Annotated in this window: 28 protein-coding genes and 1 riboswitch; of the genes, 24 read left to right on the forward strand and 4 right to left on the reverse strand. The window is 46.6% G+C overall.

Features of this window, described 5'->3' with window-relative positions:
- Positions 1–25: 25 nt before the first annotated feature.
- Positions 26–1,003, reverse strand: coding sequence for an ABC transporter substrate-binding protein (locus M1D90_RS04205; protein ID WP_020452891.1), 978 nt, complete (start codon positions 1,001–1,003; stop codon positions 26–28).
- Positions 1,004–1,155: 152 nt separating this feature from the next.
- Between M1D90_RS04205 and M1D90_RS04210 the strand changes: the two genes are divergently transcribed.
- From M1D90_RS04210 to M1D90_RS04230, 5 genes are read left to right on the forward strand one after another with little or no spacing between them, the layout of a single operon-like run.
- A complete protein-coding gene (locus tag M1D90_RS04210) occupies positions 1,156–2,157 on the forward strand; it encodes a FecCD family ABC transporter permease (protein WP_020452890.1) in 1,002 nt (333 codons plus the stop codon).
- On the forward strand, positions 2,154–3,209 hold the full coding sequence (locus M1D90_RS04215) for a FecCD family ABC transporter permease (RefSeq protein WP_456283159.1): 1,056 nt from the start codon (positions 2,154–2,156) through the stop codon (positions 3,207–3,209). Before M1D90_RS04210 ends, M1D90_RS04215 begins: the two co-directional genes overlap by 4 nt.
- Positions 3,210–3,226: 17 nt before the next feature.
- Entirely contained in the window at positions 3,227–4,045 is an 819-nt protein-coding gene (locus tag M1D90_RS04220; protein WP_020452888.1) for an ABC transporter ATP-binding protein, read from the forward strand.
- On the forward strand, positions 4,038–4,778 hold the full coding sequence (locus tag M1D90_RS04225; RefSeq protein WP_456283160.1) for an IucA/IucC family C-terminal-domain containing protein: 741 nt from the start codon (positions 4,038–4,040) through the stop codon (positions 4,776–4,778). Before M1D90_RS04220 ends, M1D90_RS04225 begins: the two co-directional genes overlap by 8 nt.
- Complete coding sequence (locus M1D90_RS04230; RefSeq protein ID WP_020452886.1) at positions 4,779–5,030, forward strand: YusU family protein; 252 nt, start codon at positions 4,779–4,781, stop codon at positions 5,028–5,030.
- 29 nt (positions 5,031–5,059) lie between these two features.
- Here the strand turns inward: M1D90_RS04230 and M1D90_RS04235 are convergent, their stop codons facing one another.
- The 3 genes from M1D90_RS04235 to M1D90_RS04245 all read right to left on the reverse strand — a co-directional run bounded on the left by M1D90_RS04235 (position 5,060) and on the right by M1D90_RS04245 (position 5,901).
- The gene (locus M1D90_RS04235) at positions 5,060–5,401 is read right to left on the reverse strand and encodes a spore coat protein (protein ID WP_009329552.1); all 342 of its coding nucleotides are present in this window, start codon (positions 5,399–5,401) and stop codon (positions 5,060–5,062) included.
- A 10-nt stretch (positions 5,402–5,411) separates the two neighbouring features.
- On the reverse strand, positions 5,412–5,663 hold the full coding sequence (locus tag M1D90_RS04240) for a hypothetical protein (RefSeq protein ID WP_023856221.1): 252 nt from the start codon (positions 5,661–5,663) through the stop codon (positions 5,412–5,414).
- Positions 5,664–5,739: 76 nt separating this feature from the next.
- Positions 5,740–5,901 carry a YuzL family protein gene (locus tag M1D90_RS04245; RefSeq protein WP_456283161.1) on the reverse strand — a complete coding sequence of 54 codons (162 nt, stop codon included), beginning with the start codon at positions 5,899–5,901 and terminating at the stop codon, positions 5,740–5,742.
- A 209-nt stretch (positions 5,902–6,110) separates the two neighbouring features.
- On the opposite strand from M1D90_RS04245, the gene M1D90_RS04250 reads away from it, so the two are divergent.
- The 19 genes from M1D90_RS04250 (at position 6,111) to sufB (ending at position 24,091) form a co-directional block, all read left to right on the forward strand.
- On the forward strand, positions 6,111–8,501 hold the full coding sequence (locus M1D90_RS04250; protein ID WP_075212654.1) for a 3-hydroxyacyl-CoA dehydrogenase/enoyl-CoA hydratase family protein: 2,391 nt from the start codon (positions 6,111–6,113) through the stop codon (positions 8,499–8,501).
- A gap of 12 nt (positions 8,502–8,513) precedes the next feature.
- Positions 8,514–9,689: an acetyl-CoA C-acetyltransferase gene (locus tag M1D90_RS04255; protein ID WP_456283162.1), complete on the forward strand. Its 1,176-nt coding sequence runs from the start codon at positions 8,514–8,516 to the stop codon at positions 9,687–9,689.
- A gap of 19 nt (positions 9,690–9,708) precedes the next feature.
- Positions 9,709–11,493 (forward strand): acyl-CoA dehydrogenase family protein, encoded by a 1,785-nt coding sequence (locus M1D90_RS04260; protein WP_145654530.1) that lies wholly within the window; start codon positions 9,709–9,711, stop codon positions 11,491–11,493.
- Positions 11,494–11,608: 115 nt separating this feature from the next.
- On the forward strand, positions 11,609–11,965 hold the full coding sequence (locus M1D90_RS04265; RefSeq protein ID WP_020452880.1) for an arsenate reductase family protein: 357 nt from the start codon (positions 11,609–11,611) through the stop codon (positions 11,963–11,965).
- A gap of 61 nt (positions 11,966–12,026) precedes the next feature.
- Positions 12,027–12,410 (forward strand): glycine cleavage system protein GcvH, encoded by a 384-nt coding sequence (gene gcvH / locus M1D90_RS04270; RefSeq protein WP_020452879.1) that lies wholly within the window; start codon positions 12,027–12,029, stop codon positions 12,408–12,410.
- Between the two features lie 60 nt (positions 12,411–12,470).
- Positions 12,471–12,707 (forward strand): YusG family protein, encoded by a 237-nt coding sequence (locus M1D90_RS04275; protein ID WP_020452878.1) that lies wholly within the window; start codon positions 12,471–12,473, stop codon positions 12,705–12,707.
- Between the two features lie 62 nt (positions 12,708–12,769).
- Positions 12,770–13,114: a toprim domain-containing protein gene (locus tag M1D90_RS04280; RefSeq protein ID WP_075212653.1), complete on the forward strand. Its 345-nt coding sequence runs from the start codon at positions 12,770–12,772 to the stop codon at positions 13,112–13,114.
- A gap of 25 nt (positions 13,115–13,139) precedes the next feature.
- Complete coding sequence (locus tag M1D90_RS04285) at positions 13,140–13,448, forward strand: thioredoxin family protein (protein WP_026580080.1); 309 nt, start codon at positions 13,140–13,142, stop codon at positions 13,446–13,448.
- Between the two features lie 121 nt (positions 13,449–13,569).
- The gene (locus M1D90_RS04290) at positions 13,570–13,926 is read left to right on the forward strand and encodes an SCP2 sterol-binding domain-containing protein (RefSeq protein WP_020452875.1); all 357 of its coding nucleotides are present in this window, start codon (positions 13,570–13,572) and stop codon (positions 13,924–13,926) included.
- Positions 13,927–14,100: 174 nt separating this feature from the next.
- Positions 14,101–14,208: riboswitch (SAM riboswitch) on the forward strand.
- A gap of 116 nt (positions 14,209–14,324) precedes the next feature.
- Complete coding sequence (gene metN, locus M1D90_RS04295) at positions 14,325–15,350, forward strand: methionine ABC transporter ATP-binding protein MetN (protein ID WP_023856214.1); 1,026 nt, start codon at positions 14,325–14,327, stop codon at positions 15,348–15,350.
- Positions 15,343–16,011 carry a methionine ABC transporter permease gene (locus tag M1D90_RS04300; RefSeq protein ID WP_003185053.1) on the forward strand — a complete coding sequence of 223 codons (669 nt, stop codon included), beginning with the start codon at positions 15,343–15,345 and terminating at the stop codon, positions 16,009–16,011. The genes metN and M1D90_RS04300 overlap by 8 nt, the downstream gene beginning before the upstream one ends.
- A gap of 13 nt (positions 16,012–16,024) precedes the next feature.
- On the forward strand, positions 16,025–16,855 hold the full coding sequence (gene metQ / locus M1D90_RS04305) for a methionine ABC transporter substrate-binding lipoprotein MetQ (RefSeq protein ID WP_095292329.1): 831 nt from the start codon (positions 16,025–16,027) through the stop codon (positions 16,853–16,855).
- 92 nt (positions 16,856–16,947) lie between these two features.
- Entirely contained in the window at positions 16,948–17,331 is a 384-nt protein-coding gene (locus M1D90_RS04310; RefSeq protein WP_031305044.1) for a carboxymuconolactone decarboxylase family protein, read from the forward strand.
- Positions 17,332–17,744: 413 nt separating this feature from the next.
- Entirely contained in the window at positions 17,745–18,680 is a 936-nt protein-coding gene (locus M1D90_RS04315) for a cation diffusion facilitator family transporter (RefSeq protein ID WP_023856211.1), read from the forward strand.
- A 222-nt stretch (positions 18,681–18,902) separates the two neighbouring features.
- Positions 18,903–19,688 carry a Fe-S cluster assembly ATPase SufC gene (gene sufC / locus M1D90_RS04320; protein ID WP_020452869.1) on the forward strand — a complete coding sequence of 262 codons (786 nt, stop codon included), beginning with the start codon at positions 18,903–18,905 and terminating at the stop codon, positions 19,686–19,688.
- Between the two features lie 17 nt (positions 19,689–19,705).
- Complete coding sequence (gene sufD, locus M1D90_RS04325) at positions 19,706–21,019, forward strand: Fe-S cluster assembly protein SufD (protein WP_123032451.1); 1,314 nt, start codon at positions 19,706–19,708, stop codon at positions 21,017–21,019.
- Positions 21,019–22,239 carry a cysteine desulfurase SufS gene (sufS, locus tag M1D90_RS04330; RefSeq protein WP_020452867.1) on the forward strand — a complete coding sequence of 407 codons (1,221 nt, stop codon included), beginning with the start codon at positions 21,019–21,021 and terminating at the stop codon, positions 22,237–22,239. The genes sufD and sufS overlap by 1 nt, the downstream gene beginning before the upstream one ends.
- A complete protein-coding gene (sufU, locus tag M1D90_RS04335) occupies positions 22,229–22,675 on the forward strand; it encodes a Fe-S cluster assembly sulfur transfer protein SufU (protein WP_020452866.1) in 447 nt (148 codons plus the stop codon). The genes sufS and sufU overlap by 11 nt, the downstream gene beginning before the upstream one ends.
- Positions 22,676–22,693: 18 nt before the next feature.
- The gene (sufB, locus tag M1D90_RS04340; protein WP_035337663.1) at positions 22,694–24,091 is read left to right on the forward strand and encodes a Fe-S cluster assembly protein SufB; all 1,398 of its coding nucleotides are present in this window, start codon (positions 22,694–22,696) and stop codon (positions 24,089–24,091) included.
- Positions 24,092–24,513 lie beyond the last annotated feature (422 nt).

A 24,513-nucleotide genomic window follows, 5' to 3' on the forward strand; every position in this document is an offset into this window, starting at 1 on the left:
CAACGGCGGAAATGCTCTTTTTTGCTTACGATTTTAAAAAGTATTTTTCGATGTCATCAAGGAACAGATACGCTGCTTTGACACCGCCGGCCGTCGTCCAGATCGCATCGTCGACTTCGTGGGCGTTTCCGGTTTTGACAGCGTTCAATTTTTTCCAAAGCGGATCGCTTGTCCAATCGTTTTGCCATGTTTCGGCCTCTGTTTTGCTTTCGGCAGGTTTATATGTGAAATAGAACAGGACATCCCCATCCATTTCAGGGATCGATTCTTTATTTTCCGTCATAAAAACAAATTTGTCGTCTTGTTTTTCAAACAGTTTTTCCTGTTTTTCCGGATACTTAAAACCGAGCTGATCCAAGATGATTCCCGGGAAAGAATCTTTATAGTAAATCCTTGATTGGCCGGCCATAAATCTGACAACCGACACCCGTTTCTTTTTCTGGTCACCGAGCTTGTCGCTTAATTCGCTGACTTTTTTATCGAAATCTTCTAAAACTTCTTTGCCCTTTTCCTCTTTGTTTACCGCTTTCGCGTAGAGGGAGAAGTTGTCTTTCCATTCGCCGCGCAGCGTTTCAGAGAAGACAGTCGGAGCAATTTTTTCAAGCTTGTCGTAGATTTTTTCATGTCTCATTTTATTCCCGATGATTAAATCAGGCTTTAGCTCGGCTATCGCTTCGATATTCGGTTCGCCTTCGAGCCCGACTTGCTTAACGCCTTTCATATCGGCTTGAATATGCTTATACCAAGGATCGCCTGTCCAGGATTTGACTGCACCCACAGGTTTGATTCCGAGTTCCAAAAGCGCTTCGGTTCCTTCATTTGTCAGGACGACGACTCTTTTTGGGTCTGCAGGCACTCGTTCTTCCGTACCCATTGCGTGTTTAACGGTGATAGTATCTTTATTCTCTCCGCCCTTTGCAGAGTCATCCTTGCCTCCGCCGCAGGCTGCAAGAATTGAAATCGCTAACAAAGCGATAAATCCAACAATTGACCATCTCTTCATGTGTGTCCTCCTTAGGTATGTAAGTCATTCATCCTGATCATAATTTTTGATCAGAATTTTGTCAATTGTTAATTGAAAATGATTTTCAAGATCAATGTTATCTGATACAATAACCAGTAGATGTTTCAGTCAAACTAGGAGAATTTTAATTTATGCTCTTAAGAACGAATAAATATAGAACAATCGCACTACTGTCTTTTATTTTGGTGCTGGTTGCCGCCGTTTGCGCTAGTATCGTATACGGTTATACGAATACGTCATGGTCGATGGCCTACAAGGCTTTTACGGGCTTCAGCGGCTCTAATGAACATCTTGTCATCAAAAACGTGCGTTTGCCGCGCGCGCTGATTGCTGCAACTGTCGGCGCTTCCCTCGGAGTTGCCGGCGCTTTAATGCAGGCGATGACAAAAAACCCGCTTGCTTCCCCGGGAATTTTCGGCGTGAACGCGGGTGCCGGTTTCTTTGTTGTTGGAGCGCTGTTTTTCTATCACGTCAGTTCGCTTCAGACGATTGCATGGATCTCGTTTTTTGGTGCAGCGTTTGCCGCGCTTGTCGTCTATTTTGTCGGCTCTCTCGGAAGGGAAGGGCTGACGCCGGTCAAGCTGACGCTTGCAGGGGCGGCGATGTCAGCGCTGTTCTCATCATTGACGCAAGGCATGCTTTCCGTTAATGAAGCAGCTCTTGAGCAGGCGCTGTTTTGGCTTGCGGGCTCTGTCCAGGGGCGCGACCTCAGCCTCTTGGTCTCCGTCCTTCCATATATCGTGCCGGCATTCATCATCAGCTTTTTACTCGGGTCGAAAATCAATGTCTTAACGATGGGGGAGGAAGTGGCAAAAAGCCTCGGCCAGAAAACGTGGCTGATCAAAGCGTTGATGGCGGTTTCGATTATCCTGCTCGCCGGGGGATCTGTCGCCGTCGCCGGGCCGATCGGTTTTATCGGTATTGTTATCCCGCATTTTGCAAAATTTATCGTCGGCCACGACCATCGCTGGGTTCTTCCGTACTGTGCCGTGCTGGGAGCCATCCTGCTTGTAACCGCAGACATTGGCGCAAGGTACCTGATTATGCCTGAAGAAGTGCCTGTCGGCGTCATGACAGCCATCATTGGAACACCCATTTTTGTCTATATCGCGAGAAGGGGGTTCCAAAAATGAAAAATTACCGCACGCTGAGAATCGGAAAAGGCGGCATTTCACTGTTGATCGGCAGAAAAGCGCTGTTTTCGTTCATGATCCTATTGGTGTTGACGGCTTGTGCCGTCGTCCTCAGCGCCGGCATCGGTGAACGTTTTATTTCTCCAGGCGCCGTCGCGAAAACGTTTTTGGGCATGGGTGATCCGGGCGATGACCTGATCATCATGTCCTTCAGGATGCCGCGGATTTTGGTCGCTCTGTTTGCCGGAATCTGTCTGGCGGCAGCCGGGTCGATCCTCCAGGGTCTGATCCGCAATCCGCTCGCTTCGCCGGATATCATCGGTGTGACCGGCGGGGCTTCAGTCGCCGTTGTCTTGTTTTTAATGCTGTTTTCCGATAAAAACAATGCGCTTACGGTCAGCATCAGCTGGCTCCCGGTCGCCGCATTTATCGGCGCGGCTCTCGCCGGAATGCTCGTTTATTTTCTTTCATATAAAAATGGCTCTTCGACTTTCAGGCTCGTTTTGATCGGAATCGGATTTTCGATGCTTGCCCAGTCGCTGACGACATTGTTTATGATAAAAGGACCGATATATAGAATGTCTCAGGCGAACGTCTGGATTACCGGATCAGTATATGGATCGAACTGGCAGGATGTGAATATTTTAATGCCGGCTGCGCTTGTCCTTTTGCTGATATCCGCAGCCGCCGCCAGAAACGTCAACATTCAGACGCTTGGTGAAGAACTGGCGACAGGAGCGGGCAGCTCGGTTCAGCGGAACCGCTTTTTGCTCCTTCTGCTGAGCACGGCTTTTGCCGGAATTGCAGTTGCCTTTGCCGGAACCGTCGGATTTGTCGGTTTGATGGCCCCGCATATCGCAAGAAGGCTTGTCGGTTCATCATTCGGCGCCCTCTTGCCGGTTGCAGCGCTGATCGGAGGATTGCTTGTGCTGATTGCCGACATCATCGGACGCACGCTTTTTTCTCCCGTTGAAGTGCCTGCCGGTGTGTTTACTGCAGCGATCGGCGCCCCTTACTTTATCTACTTGCTGTATAAAAGCAGAAACCAATAAAAGGAGAGATTTCATTTATGAGTGCCATTTCAACAGAAACGTTAAGCTTAGGTTATGGAGAAACAATCATTATTGATGAGTTAAACTTAACGATCCCAAAAGGTGAAATCACCGTATTTATCGGCAGCAACGGCTGCGGTAAGTCGACTCTCCTTCGGTCTCTCGCACGTTTGATGAAGCCAAAGGGCGGTTCAGTGCTTCTCGAAGGCAGCTCCATCGCCAAACTTCCCACGAAAGAAGTGGCAAAGGAGCTGGCCATTCTGCCTCAAGGCCCTTCGGCTCCGGAAGGCCTGACCGTTCTCCAGCTCGTTAAGCAGGGGCGGTACCCTTACCAAAACTGGCTGAAGCAATGGTCGGCGGAAGATGAAGAGGCTGTGCAAAAGGCTTTGAAAGCGACAAGAATGGAAGAACTGGCCGAGCGCACAGTCGATTCCTTGTCAGGAGGCCAGCGGCAGCGCGCCTGGATCGCGATGACGCTCGCCCAGGAAACGGATATCATATTACTGGATGAACCGACGACATACTTGGATATGACGCATCAAATTGAAATTCTGGACCTTTTGTTTGAATTAAATGAACACGAAAAGCGCACGATCGTGATGGTGCTGCACGATTTGAACCTTGCCTGCCGCTACGCTCACCACCTCGTCGCGATTAAAGATAAAAAGATATATGCCGAAGGCCGGCCTGAATCCATTATCAACTGCAAGCTTGTGCAGGACGTTTTTGAAATGGACTGCGAAGTGACGAAAGATCCGCTTTTCGGCACGCCGCACTGCATTCCATACGGAAGAGGAAGATGCATCGTCCAGCAGGTGGTTCAGTCCCATGCTTAATTTAACAAAAGAGGAGCTTGAGTCATTGCTTCGTTTTCGCCTTGGAACGAAGCAGACCGGCTCCTTATTCTCTGTTAAAGGAAACAAGCTCCTTGATGAGGATTTTTTAGAACGTTATGTAGAAGATATTAAAGACAGGCTGAACGCTCCGAATCAAAAAGTTGCGGCTTCAATGCTCGTCAAGCGCAGCGGGATGCTGGCTGCGCTGCATTTCTATCTGTTTACGGTTTGGGGAAAGCGCTTGCCAACCGCTTCTGCTTCCGTGTCATGGGAGATAGAAGCCGATGATCGAGGGTGGACGCCGTCGTTTTATTTTCACAAAGGTGCTGAGCTTATCGAAGCGGATCGCACCGAAGAACTGAAAAGATTGACTGAGGATATCTTCAGGTGCCACCTTGGCGGCCTGATCGCGGCCTGTCGGCGGGTATTTTCGATTTCAAAGCATATTCTTTGGGAAAATATTGCCGTTTATCTGTATTGGATGTATGACACGCTTCTGGAAGATCCGAAACTCAAGGCGCGGGCGGCGCAAGATTTTCATTTTCTTCTTTATGAAGCTGAGCCCGGTCTTTTTGAAGAAGGGGCGGACGAAAACCCTCTCAAAAGGTTTTATCCCGGACAGCATGCGGAGGACCGGACACGCACGACTTGCTGTCTGTATTATGCAACAGACAAAAACGGTGTCAAATGCAGGACATGCCCGAGAAATAAACGTAAAGAAAGGGTGTCGTGAGTGGAAAAACTAAAGGAGCAGCTGGATGGACTTGTTGAGAAATATACGGAGCTGCTTTTAGGCGAAACGGACGAAGAACTGAAAGAACAGGTGAAGATGTGGATCATCTACAGCCATATCGCCAAAAGCATGCCGCCCCTCGCCAAGCATTGGAACGGAGCTTATCCGGATGCGAAGCAGGAGATAAAAGAAGTAATCCGTCAAATTAAAGAACGAAATGAAGCGCACCGAGCGGCTAATCAAAAAAAATAAGCAGGGAGACTCCTCTGCTTATTTTTTGTTTATTGGTTTTGCTGATATGGCGACTGGTCTTGCAATGTAGAATGGAACTGCTGATAAGACTGCTGGATTTTCTGGGCATCTTCTGCCTCCACCTTGTACCATCCGTTTTGAAACATCACCTGGTACAATCTGCGCTGTACGTTTTGCGCCTCGTTAAACAGCGGCTGAACGGCTTGGTAAAGCGACTCATGGCTTAATTCATTAAGCGCTGTCGAGTATGCTGCCGTCATGTATTTTTCGGTTGTCAGCAGTTCGTTGACAAAATCCCTGTCATTCATCGCGCTCGTTTTCGGGACAGGAGTTTCCTGATTGCCGATTTTCTGTTGGTTTTGCTGATTCATCATTAACCTCCTATTGCATGTATGCTGACGGGTTTTGCGTTTGATTTTGTCGAAGCTGCTCCAATATCACATTGTAATGGTGATGGTGCATTTGTCCGACCCTGTCGAGTTCTGTTTTAAGAGACTGATCCTGGCACTGGTCCGCCATAAAATGCGCTTTTTTCATTGCGAGCAAGTTCCAGTTCAGCATATCCTGCAAATACAGATGATCCTTTGTTGAAATGACTGGCGGCGGTGTTGTCATTCCTTGCTGTTGCTGCATGAGTCTGCCTCCTTTTAGGGTTTATTTTTAGATTTCCTAACAAAGTGGAAATTTATACCGGCTGCTTAAAGGGGGCTTAGTGATCTTCAGGAACATCCATATTATGCTTTTTATATTGCTGGTTTTGGCTTGTCCGTTTTCCGCCCGCATCCGCCTTTTTATAATCCGGACCTGCATTACCTTTTATGCTTGCGGCGCTGACTGCGGCTGAAGATGGAGTTTTTCTTTCACGTACCAAGGCCTTCACCTCCCTCTCTATTGGTTTGTCCCAAAAGCGGGGAAACATGTAACCGCGGCAAAATAATACCCGCTGAAAAAATTTCAGAAATTTTGCACCAAGTTATTGAACTCGCTTCCAAAATCTTTTAAGATGAAAGAAGACAGGAGAGTTTATTTTTTTGGAGCAAAAATGAATGAGTATTCATTCAAAGTAGGGGAGGATCTTTCATGGTCAAGCATATTCGTAAAGCCGCCGTTATCGGTTCCGGTGTAATGGGTTCCGGAATCGCGGCTCACTTAGCCAATATCGGGATTCCTGTGTTACTGCTCGATATGGTGCCGCGTGAATTAACAGATGAGGAAAGAAAAAAAGGCCGCACCCTTGAAGACCCGGATGTGCGCAACCGGCTGGCACAGTCAGCCGTACAAAAGCTGCTAAAGCAAAAACCGGCTCCGCTTACTTCGAAGAAGAATATCAGCCGTATCAGCACAGGGAACATGGAAGACGATTTTGAAAAAATTAAAGATGCCGACTGGATTATTGAAGTGGTTGTCGAAAACCTGGAGATCAAGAAGCAAGTGTTTTCAAAGGTCGATCAATACAGAAAACACGGAAGCATCGTCAGCAGCAATACATCAGGCATCTCCGTCAGGCAGATGGCGGAGGGAAGGTCCGCTGATTTTAAAAAGCACTTTTTAGGAACGCACTTTTTTAACCCGGCCCGCTATTTAAAGCTGCTTGAGGTGATTCCGATTGATGAAACGGATCCCGGGGTGCTGGACTTTATGAAGAAATTCGGCGAAGACGTCCTTGGCAAAGGGGTTGTTGAAGCGAAAGACACGCCAAACTTTATCGCCAACCGCATCGGAACCTACGGCTTGCTTGTGGCGGTTCAGGAAATGCTGAAAGGCGGCTACACGATAGGCGAAGTCGATTCGATTACAGGCCCGCTGATCGGACGCCCGAAAAGCGCAACTTTCAGAACGCTAGATGTCGTCGGGCTTGATACATTTTCGCACGTTGCCAAAAATGTCTATAACCAAGTCACTGGCGAAGAAAAAAACGTTTTCCGGCTGCCTGAATTTATTGAACAAATGCTCGAAAAAGGCTGGATCGGAAGCAAAGCGAAACAAGGTTTTTACAAAAAAGAAGGAAAAGACATCCTTGAGCTCGATCCGATGACGATGACCTACAGCAAACGCCAAACATTAAAAACATCGGGACTTGAAGCGGCCAAGCAAATGAAAGGCGCAGGAGCGAGATTGAAAGCGCTTATTTATTCAGATGACAGAGCGGGAAGCCTTCTTTGGAACATGACAGCTCCGACGCTTGTCTATTCGGCTGAGCTGACAGGGGAAATCGCTGACAGCATAACGGCGATTGATCAGGCGATGAAATGGGGGTTCGGCTGGTCGGAAGGTCCGTTTGAAATGTGGGACAGCATCGGTGTGAAAAACGCGGTGCAAAAGCTTGAAGCAGAGGGCTGGAAAGTCGCGGACTGGGTGAAGGAAATGCTCGCAAAAGGACATGAGACCTTCTACCTTAGAGAAAACGGAAAGACGTTCTGCTACTGTTTTGAAAGCGGCGAATACAGGGCGCTTCAAGAAAACAAGAAAACGATCCATTTGTCGTCACTCAAAGAAACAAAAGGCGTCATCAAGAAAAACAGCGGGGCAAGTTTGATCGATTTAGGCGATGATGTCGCACTGCTCGAATTTCATTCGAAAAGCAATGCAATCGGCCTCGACATCATCCAAATGCTCAAATTCGCTCTTGAGGAAGTAGATGCCAATTATAAAGGACTTGTGATCGGCAACCAGGGCAAAAATTTCTGCGTCGGAGCCAATCTTGCGATGATGCTGATGGAAGCCCAAGACGACAACTATATGGAAATTGACATGATCATCCGTCAGTTCCAGGAGACGATGATGAAAGTGAAATACAGTACCAAGCCGGTCGTCGCTGCTCCGTTCGGGATGACGCTTGGCGGGGGGACTGAGCTTTGTCTGCCTGCAGCCCGTGTTCAAGCTTCAAGTGAATCATACATGGGCCTCGTTGAAACAGGCGTCGGCCTGATTCCGGGCGGCGGAGGCAATAAAGAGCTTTATTTAAACTACTTGAAGGGGCTGCCTGAAGGCGTTAAACCGGATATCCAGGAGGCCGCCATCAAAACGTTTGAGACAATTGCTCTTGCAAAAACGTCGACTTCGGCTCAAGAAGCGAAAGAGCTGAACATCTTAACCGCAGAGGATCAAATCAGCATCAACCAGGATCACTTGTTATACGATGCTAAAAAACTCGTCCTGACACTTTCCGAAAGCGGCTACCGTCCGCCGGTGAAAAAGAAAGTTCCGGTGACAGGCGAAACCGGCTATGCGGCGCTCCTGCTCGGTGCGGAATCGTTAAAGCTGTCCGGCGCCATCTCTGAACACGACATGAAGATAGCGAAAAAGCTGGCGTTTGTCATCGCGGGCGGGAGGGTTCCGTTCGGCGCTGAAGTAACGGAAGAATACTTGCTCAATTTGGAAAGAGAAGCTTTCCTGAGCCTTGTGAGCGAACCGAAAACGCAGGCGAGAATGCAGCATATGCTTGTAAAAGGCAAACCTTTGCGTAATTAAGGAGGGAAAATAATGAAAGAGGCAGTTATTGTATCGGGAGCGAGAACCCCGATCGGAAAAGCAAAAAAAGGCTCATTGAGGACTGTCCGTCCCGATGATTTAGGCGCATATGCAGTGAGAGAGACGTTGAAAAGAGCTGGCGGTTATGAAGGGAATATCGATGATTTAATCATCGGCTGCGCTACGCCGGAAGCCGAACAAGGGTTGAATATGGCGCGCAATATCGGCGCGCTTGCCGGGCTGCCGCACACAGTTCCGGCCGTTACGATCAACAGATATTGTTCTTCAGGACTTCAATCGATCGCTTACGGGGCCGAAAAAATCATGCTTGGAGCTGCCGACACGGTCATTGCCGGCGGCGCTGAATCGATGAGCATCGTGCCGATGATGGGACATATCGTCAGACCGAACGCGGCGCTCGCGGAAACAGCTCCTGAATATTATATGGGAATGGGCCATACGGCTGAACAGGTTGCCGTTAAATACGGCGTTTCCAGGGATGATCAGGATGCATTTGCCGTCAGCAGCCATCAAAAAGCAGCCAAAGCGATCGCGGAAGGAAAGTTCGAAGATGAAATCGTCCCGGTGGACGTCACCGTCAGAGAAGTGGATGACCATCACAAGCTGAAGGAGCGGACGTTTACTTTCTCTGCCGATGAAGGTGTGCGCCCGGGGACAACGAAAGACGTTCTGTCAACGTTAAAACCGGCGTTTTCGGCGGACGGTTCTGTTACGGCAGGGAATTCATCGCAGACGAGCGACGGGGCGGCCGCAGTGATGATCATGGACAGAGAAAAAGCGGATGCGCTTGGGTTAAAGCCCCTCGCAAGGTTCCGTTCGTTCGCAGTCGGCGGCGTTCCGCCGGAGGTGATGGGCATCGGTCCTGTTGAAGCTGTTCCAAGGGCGCTGAAGATGGCGGGACTTGAGCTCTCTGATATCGGTTTATTCGAATTAAATGAAGCATTTGCATCACAAGCGATCCAGGTGATCAGGTCGCTTGGCATCGATGAAGAAAAAGTCAATGTCAACGGTGGAGCGATTGCGCTCGGACATCCGCTCGGCTGCACGGGCACAAAGCTCACGCTGAAATTGATCCACGAAATGCGGCGGAGAAGCGAGCAATTCGGCGTTGTAACAATGTGTATCGGCGGAGGCATGGGAGCAGCAGGGGTATTCGAATTAGTTTAATCACAAGGGGGATGGAACAATGGAACAAACAAAAGACCATATGAAAAAAGGCGGAGCCTTTCTGATCGAAGAGGTGACGGCTGATCAGCTGTTTACACCGGAAGATTTCACAGATGAACATAAAATGATTGCCAAAACGACTGAAGATTATATTCTCGGAGATGTTTTGCCATACATCGACGAAATTGAAGAGCACAATTTCGATCACTCTGTCAGGCTCCTGAAAAAAGCTGGAGAACTCGGGCTTCTCGGTGCTGACGTTCCTGAAGAGTATGGCGGACTCGGGCTCGATAAAATCAGCTCGGCGCTGATTACCGAAAAATTCTCAAGAGCGGGAAGCTTTTCGTTATCGTACGGGGCGCACGTCGGGATCGGCACGCTTCCGATCGTATTTTTCGGAACCGAGGAGCAAAAGAAAAAGTATCTGCCGTCCCTTGCAACAGGGGAAAAATTTGCAGCCTATGCCTTAACAGAGCCTGGCTCCGGATCTGATGCATTAGGGGCAAAAACAACGGCCGTTTTGAATGAGGCGGGAACCCACTATATATTAAACGGTGAAAAGCAATGGATTACAAACTCAGCTTTTGCCGATGTTTTCATCGTCTACGCGAAAATAGACGGCGAACATTTTTCGGCCTTCATTGTGGAAAAAGATTACGAAGGTGTTTCCACAGGGCCTGAAGAGAAAAAAATGGGCATCAAAGGCTCTTCGACCCGTACGCTCATCTTAGACCAGGTTCAAGTTCCGAAAGAAAACCTTTTAGGCGAACCGGGAAAAGGGCATGTCATCGCCTTCAATATTTTAAATATCGGCCGCTATAAGCTTGCTGTCGGGACAATCGGCGCTTCCAAACGGGTCATCGAGCTGTCCGCTTCATACGCCAATCAGCGCCAGCAATTTAAGACGCCGATTTCAAAGTTCAGCTTAATCGGGGAAAAAATCGCCACTATGTCAGCCAGACTTTATGCGATGGAAAGCTCTGTTTATCGTACGGTCGGGCTGTTTGAAGACAAAATGGGCACCTTGAGCGAAGAAGAGCAAAAAGACGGGCGCCAGGTCGCGAAATCGATCGCTGAATATGCAATCGAATGCTCCCTTAACAAAGTATTTGGATCTGAAACGCTTGATTATATCGTTGATGAAGGCGTCCAAATCCACGGCGGTTACGGATTCATGCAGGAATACGAAGTGGAGCGGGCTTACCGCGATTCACGGATCAACCGGATTTTTGAAGGCACAAATGAAATCAACCGTCTCATCGTCCCGGGCACATACTTGAAAAAAGCGATGAAAGGCGAGCTTCCTCTGTTTGAGAAAGCGAAGGCGCTTCAGGAAGAACTGATGATGCTCATGCCTGAAGAACCAGGTGACGGCGTTTTGGAACAGGAAAAGTATCTGCTGAGAAACGCCAAAAAAATCGCGCTCATGATCGCGGGACTCGCCGCGCAAAAATATGGAAAAGCGCTCGACCAGGAGCAGGAAATCCTCGTGAATATCGCCGACATTGTCAGCCAGGTCTACGCCATGGAAGCAGCTATTTTGCGTACAGAAAAAGCCATCCAGGCAACCGGGGAAGACAAAAACGCCCAGAAAATTCTTTATACGCAGATTTTTGCACAAGTTGCCTTTCAGGAAATTGAAAGCCATGCCAAGGAATCGCTCATTGCGATGGAATCAGGTGATTCGCTGCGGATGATGCTGTCCGCGCTCCGCAAATTGACGCGCTTTACGCCTGTCAATGTCATTGAGAAAAAGCGCCAGGCAGCCAAGGGAGTCTTTGAAGCTGAGAAATATATCGTTTAAACGAAAAGCCCTGCTTAGGCGGGGTTTTTAGCTGTTATAGAATGGAGCACGGTTTTAGGTTTTTCATTCGATCTGTGTTAAAATTACCTCGATTAAATGAGAGGGGTGTGTATGTATGGCTTTGGATTTTTACTGGTATCCGAAATGCGGGACATGCCGCAAAGCGAAAAAATGGCTTGAAGACCATGGCAAAGAAATCAATGGGATACATATCGCAGAAGAGCCGCCAAGCAAGGAAAAACTGAAAGAGCTCTACGAGAAAAGCGGGCTTGAATTGAAGAAGTTTTTCAACACGAGCGGACAAAAATACCGTGAACTCGGCTTAAAAGACAAGCTGCAAAACATGTCTGAAGATGAGCAGCTGGAACTGCTGGCTTCGGACGGTATGCTGATCAAACGCCCGATTGCGACAGACGGCAGTAAAGTAACGGTCGGTTTTAAAGAAGATCAGTTTAAGACATACTGGTTATAACCCATCAAAATATGATATCTTCAATGTAGGATCGATTAAAACACTTTATGGAGGGGTTAGCATGAGCACACCGAAAGAGTTGCGTTATTCAGAAGAACACGAATGGGTGAAAACAGAAGGAGATAAAGTCAGAATCGGCATTACAGACTTCGCCCAATCCGAACTTGGAGACATCGTATTTGTCGAGCTTCCTGAAGTGGGAGACGAAATCAAAGCGGACGAGCCTTTTGGCAGCGTTGAATCCGTAAAGACCGTTTCTGAGCTGTATGCCCCGATCAACGGAAAAGTGGTCGAAGTGAACGAAGATCTGGAAGACAGCCCTGAATTCGTCAACGAGTCTCCGTATGAAAAGGCTTGGATGATTATCGTCGAGCCGTCCGATGCTTCTGAAATCGAAAATCTGATGACAGCCGAGCAATATGAGGACATGATAAAAGAAGACTAAGGATTATTCAGGATAGCCATGTGTCGTTTGGATACTCTATATCAAGAGGGGGTGTCCAAATTGACGCTGAAAAAAGAACGTATTGATATTACAGAACATGTGGAAAGCCGATTAAAAAACGGCGGAATGCAGCTGTACCATGAGAATGAGCTGATCGGCCGAATGACCGGAAAGGATCAATACGAGTTGAAATCTGGATATTCATTCCAAGATGAGAGATTTTACAAAACGGCGGATACCGTAAGCGGTCCGGATGCTAAATATGTAGACTGTGATGACCACCAAGGCTGGTGTTAATCAAGTCAGGCGGTGAACATTCACTGCCTTTTTTTACAAGTAAATCTTTAAAGGTGATCCATATGCCGGAAAATGAAAAAGTCATGATCGTCGAAGGGAAATCAGATAAGCAAAAAGTGAAGCATGTCATCGAAGAGCCCGTGGATATCATTTGCACAAACGGAACGATCAGCCAGGCAAAACTCGATGAATTCGCCGAAACGCTGTTTGATAAAGACGTTTATATCCTGGTGGATGCCGATGAATCAGGGGAAAAGCTCCGCCGGCAGCTGACGAGGGAGCTCCCCCAAGCTTCGCATCTATACATCGATAGGGTATACAAAGAAGTCGCTTCCGCCCCGAGTCAGCATGTTGCAGAAATATTAATTCGTTCAAACATCCGGGTACATACAAAATATTTATTATAAAACGTATTGAGGTGCGGTTCAACAGATGCAAGAACTCCAAGAAAAAGAGCTAAAACGGCTTGAACATGAGACCTGTCTTCTATATGTATACACGCCGTTCTGCGGAACGTGTCAGCTGGCCGGAAGAATGCTGGAAGTCGTTGATGAAATGATAAAGGACATTCCTTTTTATAAAAACAATCTCAATTATTCCCCGGCATTTGCCAAGCAGCAGGAAATAGAAAGCGTTCCATGCTTTATCCTTTACAAAAACGGGCAAGTCGTCAAAAAAGAATACGCTTTTCACTCCGTTTCCTACTTATACGATACGATTAAACAAAATGTTGTGGATTAAGGGCGGTTTTGACATATTTCTCGGGAAATAACCAGCAAAAACTTGTCGAGCAATTCCTAAAGGAACTCCTGCGGCAGACAGAGAATCTGTAAGTATGACCAATTTACAGGAGGTTATACAGTTGGAGAAAATGGGATTGATAGAAAGAGAGGACAAGGCTCTTTTTTTAAAACCTCTATTATCGACAACGGCTTTGCTGATTACGTTTCAAGGCGAGAAAGAAGCTTTTACGTTAGCGATCAACGAAAAAGGGGAAATGGAAAAATCTTCTCTTGCAGAGAAAGCTCATTTGACCTTTTTTGGAGAGCAAAGCGAGATTATTGACCTTCTTCACGGCGATATTTCATTGCAGCATCTCGTACAGCGCGGCACTGTTCAAGTAAAAGGCTCATTCAGAGCTTTATTGAAGCTTGAAGCGATTTTATGGCTGACGGACGGCTTTTTTAAAAACAGCGATCTTTATTCAGAGACATTTTAAAAATTTGAAAAATCGGCACATTCCGTGTATAAGTCGGACAGAGACGAGCGTTTACGTTCGTCTCTTTTCGCCGTAGGCCGATTGTCTTACGAAAAATAGTTGACAACTATTTTTTCGCATGATATCCTACTTTAAGAATTCCGATCATAATAATCAAAAAATAAATATATGATTCTCTTATCCAGAGAGGTGGAGGGAAGTGCCCTATGAAACCCGGCAACCATCAACACGTGTTGAAATGGTGCCAATTCACACGAAGCGTTATGCTTTGAAAGATGAGAGAAAGGCCCGGACTATTCAAAAGCCTTTCTGCTCATGTGTGCAGAAAGGCTTTTTTCATTGTTTGATCAGGAATTTAGACAACTATGAGAATTGAGCAAGAAAGCAGGTGATGGCTTTTGATAAATCTTCAAAATGTTTCAAAGATTTATCGGTCAAAGCATGGAGATGTCAATGCTGTCCAGGATGTCACCCTTACGATTAAAAAAGGTGAAATCTTCGGAATTATTGGATATAGCGGAGCTGGAAAAAGCTCCTTGATCCGTCTTTTGAACGGACTTGAACAGCCGACTTCAGGCACGGTTGAAGTAGCCGGCAGAACAATCAGTGAGATCAAAGGGAAGAAGCTGAGGAATGCAAGGCAGGAAATCAGCATGATTTTCCAGCACTTCAACCTATTGTGGTCAAGAACGGTCCGCGACAATATTGCGTTTCCGCTGGAGATCGCCGGTGTCAGCAAAGCAAAACGTCTGAAAAGAGTCGCTGAACTGATAAAGCTTGTCGGACTTGAAGGCAAGGAAAATGCCTACCCTTCACAGCTTAGCGGAGGCCAAAAGCAGCGCGTCGGCATCGCTCGGGCGCTCGCAAACAATCCGAAAGTTCTCTTATGCGATGAAGCGACATCAGCGCTTGATCCGCAGACGACTGACTCGATCCTGGGTCTTCTGTCCGATATCAATGAAAGGCTCGGACTGACCATTGTCCTGATTACTCATGAAATGCATGTCATCAGGAAAATCTGCCACAGAGTGGCCGTCATGGAAAACGGAAAGGTCGTGGAAGAAGGCGATGTGCTGAACGTATTCCTCAAGCCGCAGGAAGAAATGACAAAGCGCTTTGTTCAGCAGGTAACAGAACCGGTGGAAACACAGGAAACGCTGAAGCATTTCCTCGAAGAAACGACATCCGGGCGGACGATCAAGCTCACCTTCGTCGGTGAAGCGGCCGAATCGCCGCTGATCACACAGATCATTCGGAAGTTCGATGTTGAAGTCAACATCCTTCAAGGCAAAATCTCGCAAACTCAGGACGGCGCATACGGTTCATTGTTCATTCATGTCGACGGATATGAAAACGAGGTCAATGATGTGGTCGATTTCATCAAGAGCCGTCAAGTAGAAGCAGAGGTGATCACGAATGTTTGAAAAACTGTTTCCAAACGTAGATATGGAGCAGCTGTGGGAAGCTACGTATGAAACGATATATATGACAGGAATTTCCCTATTGTTTGCTTTTATCATCGGAGTGATTCTCGGTATGCTGCTGTATCTGACTTCAAAAGGAAACATTTGGCAGAATCGAGTCGTGAACGGTGTAATCTCGGCAATCGTCAATGTGTTCAGGTCTATTCCTTTTATTATATTGATTATTTTGCTGCTTGGTTTCACAAAGTTTTTAATGAACACGATCTTGGGGCCGAACGCCGCACTTCCGGCTTTGATTATCGCATCCGCTCCGTTCTATGCCCGCCTGGTTGAAATCGCTTTGCGCGAAGTTGATAAGGGCGTGATTGAAGCGGCAAAATCGATGGGAGCCAAAACATCGACGATCATATTTAAAGTGCTCCTGCCCGAATCGATGCCGGCCTTGATCTCTGGCATTACGGTTACGGCGATTGCACTGATCGGTTCGACGGCGATGGCCGGAGCAATCGGTTCAGGCGGACTCGGGAACCTTGCCTATGTAAACGGTTTTCAGATGAACAATCCCGATATTATACTCATCGCCACTATTTTCATCTTAGCTATTGTGTTTATCATCCAGTTTATCGGGGATTTTATAACAAATAAATTAGACAAACGTTAGGGAGGACATCAACATGAAAAAAGGTTTATTAACAGCTTTATTCATCATTTTTGCAGGCGTTTTAGCCGCTTGCGGATCTTCCAGCAGCGAAGGGGATAAAGACAGCAAAGTCATCACAGTCGGAGCGACGCCGACGCCTCACGCTGAAATCCTTGAAGAAGCAAAGCCGCTTTTGAAAGAAAAAGGCTATGAGCTTAAAATCAAAAATTTCACGGACTACAAACTGATCAACAAGGCGCTTGCAACGAAAGATCTCGATGCGAACTACTTCCAGCACGTCCCGTATCTTGAACAGGAAATGAAAGAAAATAAAGACTACGATCTTGTTAACGTCGGCGCGGTACACCTTGAGCCATTCGGCATTTACTCTAAAAAGTATAAATCTTTAAAAGACCTTCCTGACGGTGCAAAAATTATTATGAGCAACAACGCCGCTGAACAGGGCCGCATGCTTGCAATGCTTGAAAATGCCGGACTGATCAAGCTGAAATCAGGCATTGAAAAAGTGGATGCGACAGTAAAAGATATTACAGAAAACAAGAAAAACCTCAAAATCAAAAATGATGTGGCGCCTGAAATGACGGCAAAAGCATACGAAGCCAATGAAGCTGACGCAGTGTTCATCAATGTGAACTACGCGATCCAAAACAAGCTCAATCCGAAAACTGATTCAATCGAGCTTGAGTCTCCAAAAGACAATCCTTACGCTAACATCATCGCCGTCCGCAAAGGCGACGAAGATTCTGACAAGGTGAAAGCTCTGATGGACGTATTGCGCTCTGAGGACATTAAAAAGTTCATCGACAAAAAATATGAAGGCTCTGTCATTTCTGTTTCTGAGTAAATGAAAGAACACCCCGGTTTTGGAGAAAACCGGGGTTTTTTCGCGTATTTTTTGAAAAGAGGCTCATAATAAAAAAAGACTACCAACTGAAAATGGAGGAACAAAACGTGAATCAGCATGAATCAGAAAGCATTATCGAATCCGCACTGCATGAATATAAAGCAGGGATCGGCATCTTTTCCGAAAAAATGCCCGGAATTGCCGCCAAATACAACGAATTTACAGAGGAATGCTTTAAAAAAGGCGCGCTCAGCGAAAAGGATAAGCAGCTGATCGCACTGGGCATCAGTGTTAATACACAGGATGAATATTGCATTATTTATCATATCAAGGGCTGCCTGGATTGCGGAGCGTCGGAGGAAGAAATTCTTGAAGCGGTCGGCGTAACTGCGGCATTTGGCGGGGGCGCGGCCATGAGCCAAGCTGTCACGCTCGTTCTGCAGGCGATGGAAGAATTCCAGCAAATGAAGCATTGATTTTTCATCCGTGAAAGCATATTGAAAGCACACACATCTTTGAAGAGTTTGTATATAACTGGTACTATGAAAGAAAATCTCTGAAAGGATGATTCATTATTTGTTCAAGCCAAGATCAGCTTGACCTTGAATTCACGGCCGAAATGGAAAAAGCGATGCACAAGTCGCATGGAATGGGGTACGAGGAGTACAGCAGAAGCCATGTGAACCGGCTTGAAGTTGAGAAAAGGCGCGAAGAGCAGCATCAAAAAAGCAAGCAGATCGTATCAAATTTACCCATGATCGGATAAAATGAGGGGGGCGGATGTCAATCCGTCCTTCTATATGTCTTTAGAATCCGCTTGACCATAAGTGAAGGAAAAGGTAAAATTTAAATATGAATATATGATCATATATTAAAAGGGGGATTTATGATGGCTCATTCTCACGATCACACAGGTCACAGCCACCATGGCAGCCGATCAGCCAATCAAAAAGCGCTCTACATCAGCTTCGGTTTAATTTTTACTTTTATGATCATTGAAGTGATAGGCGGGATATTGACGAACAGCCTCGCTTTGCTGTCGGATGCGGGACATATGCTCAGCGACGCTGCAGCACTTGGTTTCAGCCTCTTGGCGTTTAAAATTGGGGAAAAGGCCGCAACTGTGAGCAAAACATTCGGCTACAGGCGCTTTGAAATTTTGGCTGCGTTTATCAATGGCATCACCTTGCTTTTGATTTCACTTTATATCTTTTGGGAAGCGTACAACCGCTTTTTCAGCCCGCCGGAAGTCGCCGGCAGTGGCATGCTGGTGATTGCAACGGTTGGTTTGTTCGTCAACATTGCTGCAGCCTGGATATTAATGAAAGGCGACACAAGCGGGAATTTAAACATGCGGAGCGCATTTTTGCACGTCATCGGTGATATGCTGGGATCTTTCGGCGCGATTATCGCAGGCCTCCTCATGCTTTTCTTCAATTGGAATATCGCCGATCCAATCGCAAGCGCCGCCGTCGCGGCTTTGGTTCTTGTCAGCGGGTGGCGGGTGACGAAAGACTCGGTGCATATATTAATGGAAGGAAAACCGAAAGACATTGATGCGGAAGCGCTTAAAAACGGCCTGCTTTCCATTCCGTCAGTCAGAGAGGTTCACGATCTCCACATTTGGTCGATCTCATCTGACATGCCGTCATTAAGCTGCCATATCGTGGCAGACGAAAACAGTGACAGGGATAGAATCTTAAAACAAGTATCAAAATATCTAAGGAAAGAATGCAACGTGGAGCATGTGACGGTCCAAATAGAAGGGGAGCGCTGTTCCCGTCATGAATCGTGCAGCCTGGGATCAAACCGTTCCCGCTCGTAATTCCCGCTGTTTTTCTATAGCTTGTTGATTGTAAGGTACACATCTCTCGTCCGGGAAGTTTTCTTGTCCCAATCTCTTTAAGAACAAAACGTTTTTTGTTAAACTTGAGAACATGTACACGAAAAGATAGGAAGACTATTGTTGTATTCACTTTTCATTTGTTATAAAATTAGAATGAGAATAAATTGAGAATGATGATTATATATATTGGAGGTATATTTCATGGCTGCTTCGACATTAACAATCAAAGATCTTCACGTTGAGATTGAAGGAAAAGAGATTTTAAAAGGTGTAAACCTTGAAATAAAAGGCGGGGAATTCCACGCTGTAATGGGACCGAACGGAACGGGTAAATCAACTTTATCCGCGGCGATTATGGGGCACCCTAAATACGAAGTAACAAAAGGAAGCATCACGCTTGACGGCAAGGACGTTCTGGAAATGGAAGTGGACGAGCGCGCTCAGGCCGGCCTGTTTTTGGCTATGCAGTATCCGAGTGAAATCAGCGGTGTTACAAATGCCGATTTTCTCCGTTCAGCGATCAACGCGCGCAGAGAAGAAGGCGACGAGATTTCTTTAATGAAATTCATCCGCAAAATGGACGAAAACATGGAATTTCTTGAAATGGATCCTGATATGGCGCAGCGCTACTTGAACGAAGGTTTCTCAGGCGGTGAGAAAAAACGCAACGAAATTCTTCAGCTGATGATGATCGAACCGAAAATCGCGATTCTTGACGAAATCGATTCAGGTTTGGATATCGACGCCCTTAAAGTCGTTTCAAAAGGAATCAACAAAATGCGCGGCGAGGACTTCGGCTGCCTGATCATCACGCACTATCAGCGCCTCTTGAACTACATTACGCCTGACCATGTGCACGTCATGATGCAGGGCCGCGTTGTGAAATCCGGCGGACCTGAGCTGGCGCAGCGCCTTGAGGCTGAAGGATATGACTGGATTAAGCATGAGCTTGGAATCGAAGACGAAACTGTCGGTCAAGAAGCGTAAGCGTTAGGGGGATAAACATGACATTGGAAACAAAACTATCTGTAGATCGGGAATATGTCAAAAGCTTCTCTGAGAAGCACCAGGAACCTGCATGGCTGCAAGATCTACGCTTAGAAGCGCTTGAAAAAGCAGAAGATCTGCCGCTGCCGAAACCTGATAAAACGAAAATTACAAATTGGAATTTTACACGGTTTGATAAGCATACTGTAGAAAATAAACCGCTTGATTCTTTGGATGATCTTTCAGATGAGGTCAAATCGCTGATCGATCTTGGAAATGAAGACAAAACGCTTTATGTCCAAAGAGACCAGACGCCGGCTTACCTTTCTCTTTCAAAAGAGCTGCAGGATAAAGGCGTCATCTTTACAGATATTCATACTGCGTTCCGCGAACACGACGAGCTGGTCAAAAAATACTTTATGAAAGACGGCGTAAAAGCCGATGAGCATAAATTAACGGCATTGCATGCAGCCCTCCTGAACGGCGGAGCCTTCCTTTACGTTCCGAAAAACGTCGAACTGGAAGCGCCGGTGCAAGCTGTTTATGTCCATGAAAGCAATGATACAACGCTTTTCAACCATGTACTTGTCGTTGCTGATGACAACAGTGCAGTCACATATGTAGAAAACTACATCAGCACTGTGAACCCTAAGGAAGCGGTCTTTAATATCGTGTCAGAAGTGATCACAGGCGCGAATGCCCGCGTGCAATACGGTGCGGTCGACAACCTTTCCGCAGGGGTGACGGCTTATGTCAGCCGCCGCGGAACTGCACTCGGACGCGACAGCAAAATTGAATGGGCGCTCGGTTTAATGAATGACGGAGACACCGTTTCTGAAAACACGACAAATCTGCATGGAGACGGCACATTCGGCGATACGAAAACGGTTGTCGTCGGCAGAGGAGAACAGACTCAAAACTTTACAACGCAAATCATTCATCACGGAAAGCATTCAGAAGGCTATATTTTAAAACACGGCGTTATGAAAGATTCCGCATCTTCGATCTTCAACGGCATCGGAAAAATCGAGCACGGCGCGTCAAAATCAAATGCAGAGCAGGAATCACGCGTTCTTATGCTGAGTGAAAAAGCGCGCGGCGACGCCAACCCGATCCTGTTAATCGATGAAGACGATGTAACGGCAGGACACGCTGCATCCGTCGGCCGCGTCGATCCGGTTCAGCTTTACTATTTGATGAGCCGCGGAATTCCAAAAGAAGAAGCAGAGCGCCTCGTCATTTACGGCTTCCTCGCACCGGTTGTCAATGAACTTCCGATCGAAGGCGTGAAGAAGCAGCTGGTCTCTGTGATTGAAAGGAAAGTAAAATAATGAATGCCAAAGATATTCGCGAACAGTTTCCGATTCTCAGCCAACAGGTCAACGGACACGATCTCGTTTATTTGGACAGCGCGGCAACCTCGCAGAAGCCGCGCGTTGTCATCGAGACGCTTGATGAGTATTACAACTCTTACAATTCCAATGTCCATCGCGGCGTTCATACATTAGGAACGAAAGCAACGGATGGATATGAAGGAGCTCGTGAGAAGGTCAGGAAGTTTATAAACGCGAAGTCTATGCAGGAAATTATTTTTACAAGGGGTACGACAACGGCCCTGAATATGGTTGCGCTCAGCTATGCCCGCGCAAACCTCAAGCCTGGTGATGAAATCGTCATTACACCGATGGAGCACCATGCGAATATTATTCCGTGGCAGCAGGCTGTCAAAGCAACCGGCGCCACGCTGAAGTACATTCCGCTTCAGGAAGACGGAACCATTTCCTTGGACGATGTCAGGGAAACGGTGACGGAAAATACAAAAATCGTCTCGGCTGCGCATGTTTCAAACGTTCTCGGTACGATCAACCCGATTAAGGAAATAGCCAAAATCGCGCATGACAACGGCGCGGTCATGGTCGTAGACGGTGCGCAAAGCACGCCTCACATGAAAATTGACGTCCAGGATTTGGACTGCGATTTCTACACGTTTTCAGCCCACAAAATGTGTGGTCCGACCGGGGTCGGGGTATTGTATGGAAAAAGAGCATTGCTTGAAAACATGGAACCCGCAGAATTCGGCGGAGAAATGATCGATTTTGTCGGTCTTTACGAATCGACTTGGAAGGAGCTGCCTTGGAAATTCGAAGCCGGCACACCGATCATTGCCGGTGCGATCGGATTGGGAGCGGCGATTGACTTCCTTGAAGACATCGGACTTGACGAAATATTGGCGCATGAACACCGTTTGGCGGCCTACGCCCTGGAGCGCTTTAAAGAGCTTGAAGGCGCGACTGTCTATGGTCCGGCCGAACGTGCAGGACTCGTGACATTCAACCTTGAAGACGTTCATCCGCACGATGTGGCAACCGTGCTTGATGCAGAAGGGGTCGCCGTCAGAGCCGGTCATCACTGCGCACAGCCTTTGATGAAATGGCTGAACGTTTCCGCCACTGCAAGAGCAAGCTTTTATCTGTATAATACGGAAGAAGACATCGACAAACTGATTGAAGCTCTTCAGAAGACAAAGGAGTATTTCACAAATGTCTTTTAATGTGAACTTGGATACACTGTATCGCCAGGTGATAATGGATCACTACAAAAACCCGAGAAACAAAGGGGTTTTAAATGACAGCATCGTTGTTGATATGAACAACCCGACATGCGGTGACCGAATCAGACTGACGATGAAGATAACAGACGGTAAAGTAGAAGATGCAAAATTTGAAGGCGAAGGATGCTCAATCTCAATGGCCTCTGCGTCCATGATGACACAGGCGATCAAAGGGAAAGACGTGGAGACCGCCCTTCAGATGTCACAGATCTTTTCAGATATGATGCAGGGCAAAGACTACGACGATTCGATCGATTTAGGCGATATTGAAGCACTGCAAGGCGTTTCAAAATTTCCGGCCCGGATTAAATGTGCAACATTGTCATGGAAAGCCCTTGAAAAAGGCGTTTCCAAAGAAAACAGCGATAACGAATAAAGATTGGAGTGAAAATGGATGGCTAAGAAAATGCCGGATATCGGCGAATATAAATACGGTTTTGCCGACAAAGACGTTTCCATTTTCCGTTCAGAGCGGGGATTGACAAAAGAAATCGTTGAAGAAATTTCACGCATGAAAGAAGAGCCGGAGTGGATGCTCGACTTTCGCCTGAAATCTCTTGAACACTTCTACAATATGCCAATGCCGCAATGGGGCGGAGATTTAAACTCATTGAACTTTGATGAAATCACGTACTATGTAAAGCCTTCTGAGCGTTCAGAAAGATCATGGGACGAAGTTCCTGAGGAAATCAAACAAACATTTGACAAGCTTGGAATCCCTGAAGCTGAGCAAAAATATTTGGCCGGTGTATCTGCGCAGTATGAGTCAGAAGTCGTTTACCATAACATGAAAGAAGATCTTGAGTCTCAAGGGATCGTCTTTAAAGACACAGACAGCGCCCTCAAAGAAAATGAAGACATTTTCCGCAAGCATTGGGCAAAAGTCATTCCGCCGACTGACAACAAGTTTGCGGCCTTGAACTCTGCGGTATGGTCCGGCGGATCATTCATCTACGTGCCAAAAGGCGTAAAAGTTGATACTCCGCTGCAAGCATACTTCCGCATCAACTCAGAAAATATGGGACAGTTCGAACGGACGCTGATCATCGTCGACGAAGGCGCTCACGTTCACTATGTAGAGGGATGTACAGCACCTGTTTATACAACAAACTCCCTTCACAGCGCGGTTGTTGAGATCATCGTTAAAAAAGGCGGCTACTGCCGTTATACAACGATTCAAAACTGGGCGAACAACGTCTTCAACCTTGTGACAAAGCGTGCGGTCTGTGAAGAAAACGCGACAATGGAATGGATCGACGGAAACATCGGCTCCAAGCTGACAATGAAATATCCTGCCGTTATCCTGAAAGGCGAAGGCGCGCGCGGCATGACGCTTTCTATCGCTCTCGCAGGAAAAGGACAGCATCAGGATGCCGGTGCGAAAATGATTCACCTTGCACCAAATACGTCATCCACAATCGTTTCAAAATCGATCTCAAAACAAGGCGGAAAAGTCACATACCGCGGAATCGTCCACTTCGGACGCAAAGCCGAAGGCGCCCGCTCAAACATCGAATGCGACACGCTGATCATGGACAACAAATCAACTTCTGATACAATCCCATACAATGAAATTTTGAACGACAACATTTCATTGGAGCACGAAGCGAAAGTATCAAAAGTATCTGAAGAGCAGCTCTTCTACTTGATGAGCCGCGGCATTTCTGAAGAAGAAGCAACAGAAATGATCGTCATGGGCTTCATCGAGCCGTTCACGAAAGAACTGCCGATGGAATACGCGGTTGAGATGAACCGTTTGATCAAGTTTGAGATGGAAGGGTCTATTGGTTAATCATTGAAAAGAAAGGGTGTGATCAGACTTCGATTTGATTGCACCCCAAATGTACCGCAGATATAATCTATTGCCTAGCAATTTTCTAAAAGGCGTAGAAGTGTATCTGCGGTTTTTTCTTGAATAGATTAAATGATAATCATACGGTCAGAGGACTTTAGCTTTTTATTTCATAAAAGAGGTTTGAATTTTCCTTCCTAACGATTAGTTATGCCAAATTACATATCAACAGGAAAATATAATCCTTCATCTGTTCTGCCTTCCTTCCTATACTTCAAAAAATTCACCCGAACACGGAAAACGAATCATATTGATTAGGTCAAAGAACCTCTAACTTTTAAAGATTTCTTAGAATGTTGTTGTGAAAAATTATTCTTTTATGTAAAATGATGACTATGAAGAAAAAGGAAACCTTTTGTTTT

This window comes from Bacillus sp. JZ34 (assembly GCF_053903205.1).

Bases quoted from the DNA above. Each gene is read 5' to 3' on its own strand.
- M1D90_RS04205 (WP_020452891.1), bottom strand. From the start codon at position 1,003: ATGAAGAGATGGTCAATTGTTGGATTTATCGCTTTGTTAGCGATTTCA.
- M1D90_RS04210 (WP_020452890.1), top strand. From the start codon at position 1,156: ATGCTCTTAAGAACGAATAAATATAGAACAATCGCACTACTGTCTTTT.
- M1D90_RS04215 (WP_456283159.1), top strand. From the start codon at position 2,154: ATGAAAAATTACCGCACGCTGAGAATCGGAAAAGGCGGCATTTCACTG.
- M1D90_RS04220 (WP_020452888.1), top strand. From the start codon at position 3,227: ATGAGTGCCATTTCAACAGAAACGTTAAGCTTAGGTTATGGAGAAACA.
- M1D90_RS04225 (WP_456283160.1), top strand. From the start codon at position 4,038: ATGCTTAATTTAACAAAAGAGGAGCTTGAGTCATTGCTTCGTTTTCGC.
- M1D90_RS04235 (WP_009329552.1), bottom strand. From the start codon at position 5,401: ATGAATCAGCAAAACCAACAGAAAATCGGCAATCAGGAAACTCCTGTC.
- M1D90_RS04240 (WP_023856221.1), bottom strand. From the start codon at position 5,663: ATGCAGCAACAGCAAGGAATGACAACACCGCCGCCAGTCATTTCAACA.
- M1D90_RS04250 (WP_075212654.1), top strand. From the start codon at position 6,111: ATGGTCAAGCATATTCGTAAAGCCGCCGTTATCGGTTCCGGTGTAATG.
- M1D90_RS04255 (WP_456283162.1), top strand. From the start codon at position 8,514: ATGAAAGAGGCAGTTATTGTATCGGGAGCGAGAACCCCGATCGGAAAA.
- M1D90_RS04260 (WP_145654530.1), top strand. From the start codon at position 9,709: ATGGAACAAACAAAAGACCATATGAAAAAAGGCGGAGCCTTTCTGATC.
- M1D90_RS04265 (WP_020452880.1), top strand. From the start codon at position 11,609: ATGGCTTTGGATTTTTACTGGTATCCGAAATGCGGGACATGCCGCAAA.
- gcvH (WP_020452879.1), top strand. From the start codon at position 12,027: ATGAGCACACCGAAAGAGTTGCGTTATTCAGAAGAACACGAATGGGTG.
- M1D90_RS04280 (WP_075212653.1), top strand. From the start codon at position 12,770: ATGCCGGAAAATGAAAAAGTCATGATCGTCGAAGGGAAATCAGATAAG.
- M1D90_RS04285 (WP_026580080.1), top strand. From the start codon at position 13,140: ATGCAAGAACTCCAAGAAAAAGAGCTAAAACGGCTTGAACATGAGACC.
- M1D90_RS04300 (WP_003185053.1), top strand. From the start codon at position 15,343: ATGTTTGAAAAACTGTTTCCAAACGTAGATATGGAGCAGCTGTGGGAA.
- metQ (WP_095292329.1), top strand. From the start codon at position 16,025: ATGAAAAAAGGTTTATTAACAGCTTTATTCATCATTTTTGCAGGCGTT.
- M1D90_RS04310 (WP_031305044.1), top strand. From the start codon at position 16,948: ATGGAGGAACAAAACGTGAATCAGCATGAATCAGAAAGCATTATCGAA.
- M1D90_RS04315 (WP_023856211.1), top strand. From the start codon at position 17,745: ATGGCTCATTCTCACGATCACACAGGTCACAGCCACCATGGCAGCCGA.
- sufC (WP_020452869.1), top strand. From the start codon at position 18,903: ATGGCTGCTTCGACATTAACAATCAAAGATCTTCACGTTGAGATTGAA.
- sufD (WP_123032451.1), top strand. From the start codon at position 19,706: ATGACATTGGAAACAAAACTATCTGTAGATCGGGAATATGTCAAAAGC.
- sufS (WP_020452867.1), top strand. From the start codon at position 21,019: ATGAATGCCAAAGATATTCGCGAACAGTTTCCGATTCTCAGCCAACAG.
- sufU (WP_020452866.1), top strand. From the start codon at position 22,229: ATGTCTTTTAATGTGAACTTGGATACACTGTATCGCCAGGTGATAATG.
- sufB (WP_035337663.1), top strand. From the start codon at position 22,694: ATGGCTAAGAAAATGCCGGATATCGGCGAATATAAATACGGTTTTGCC.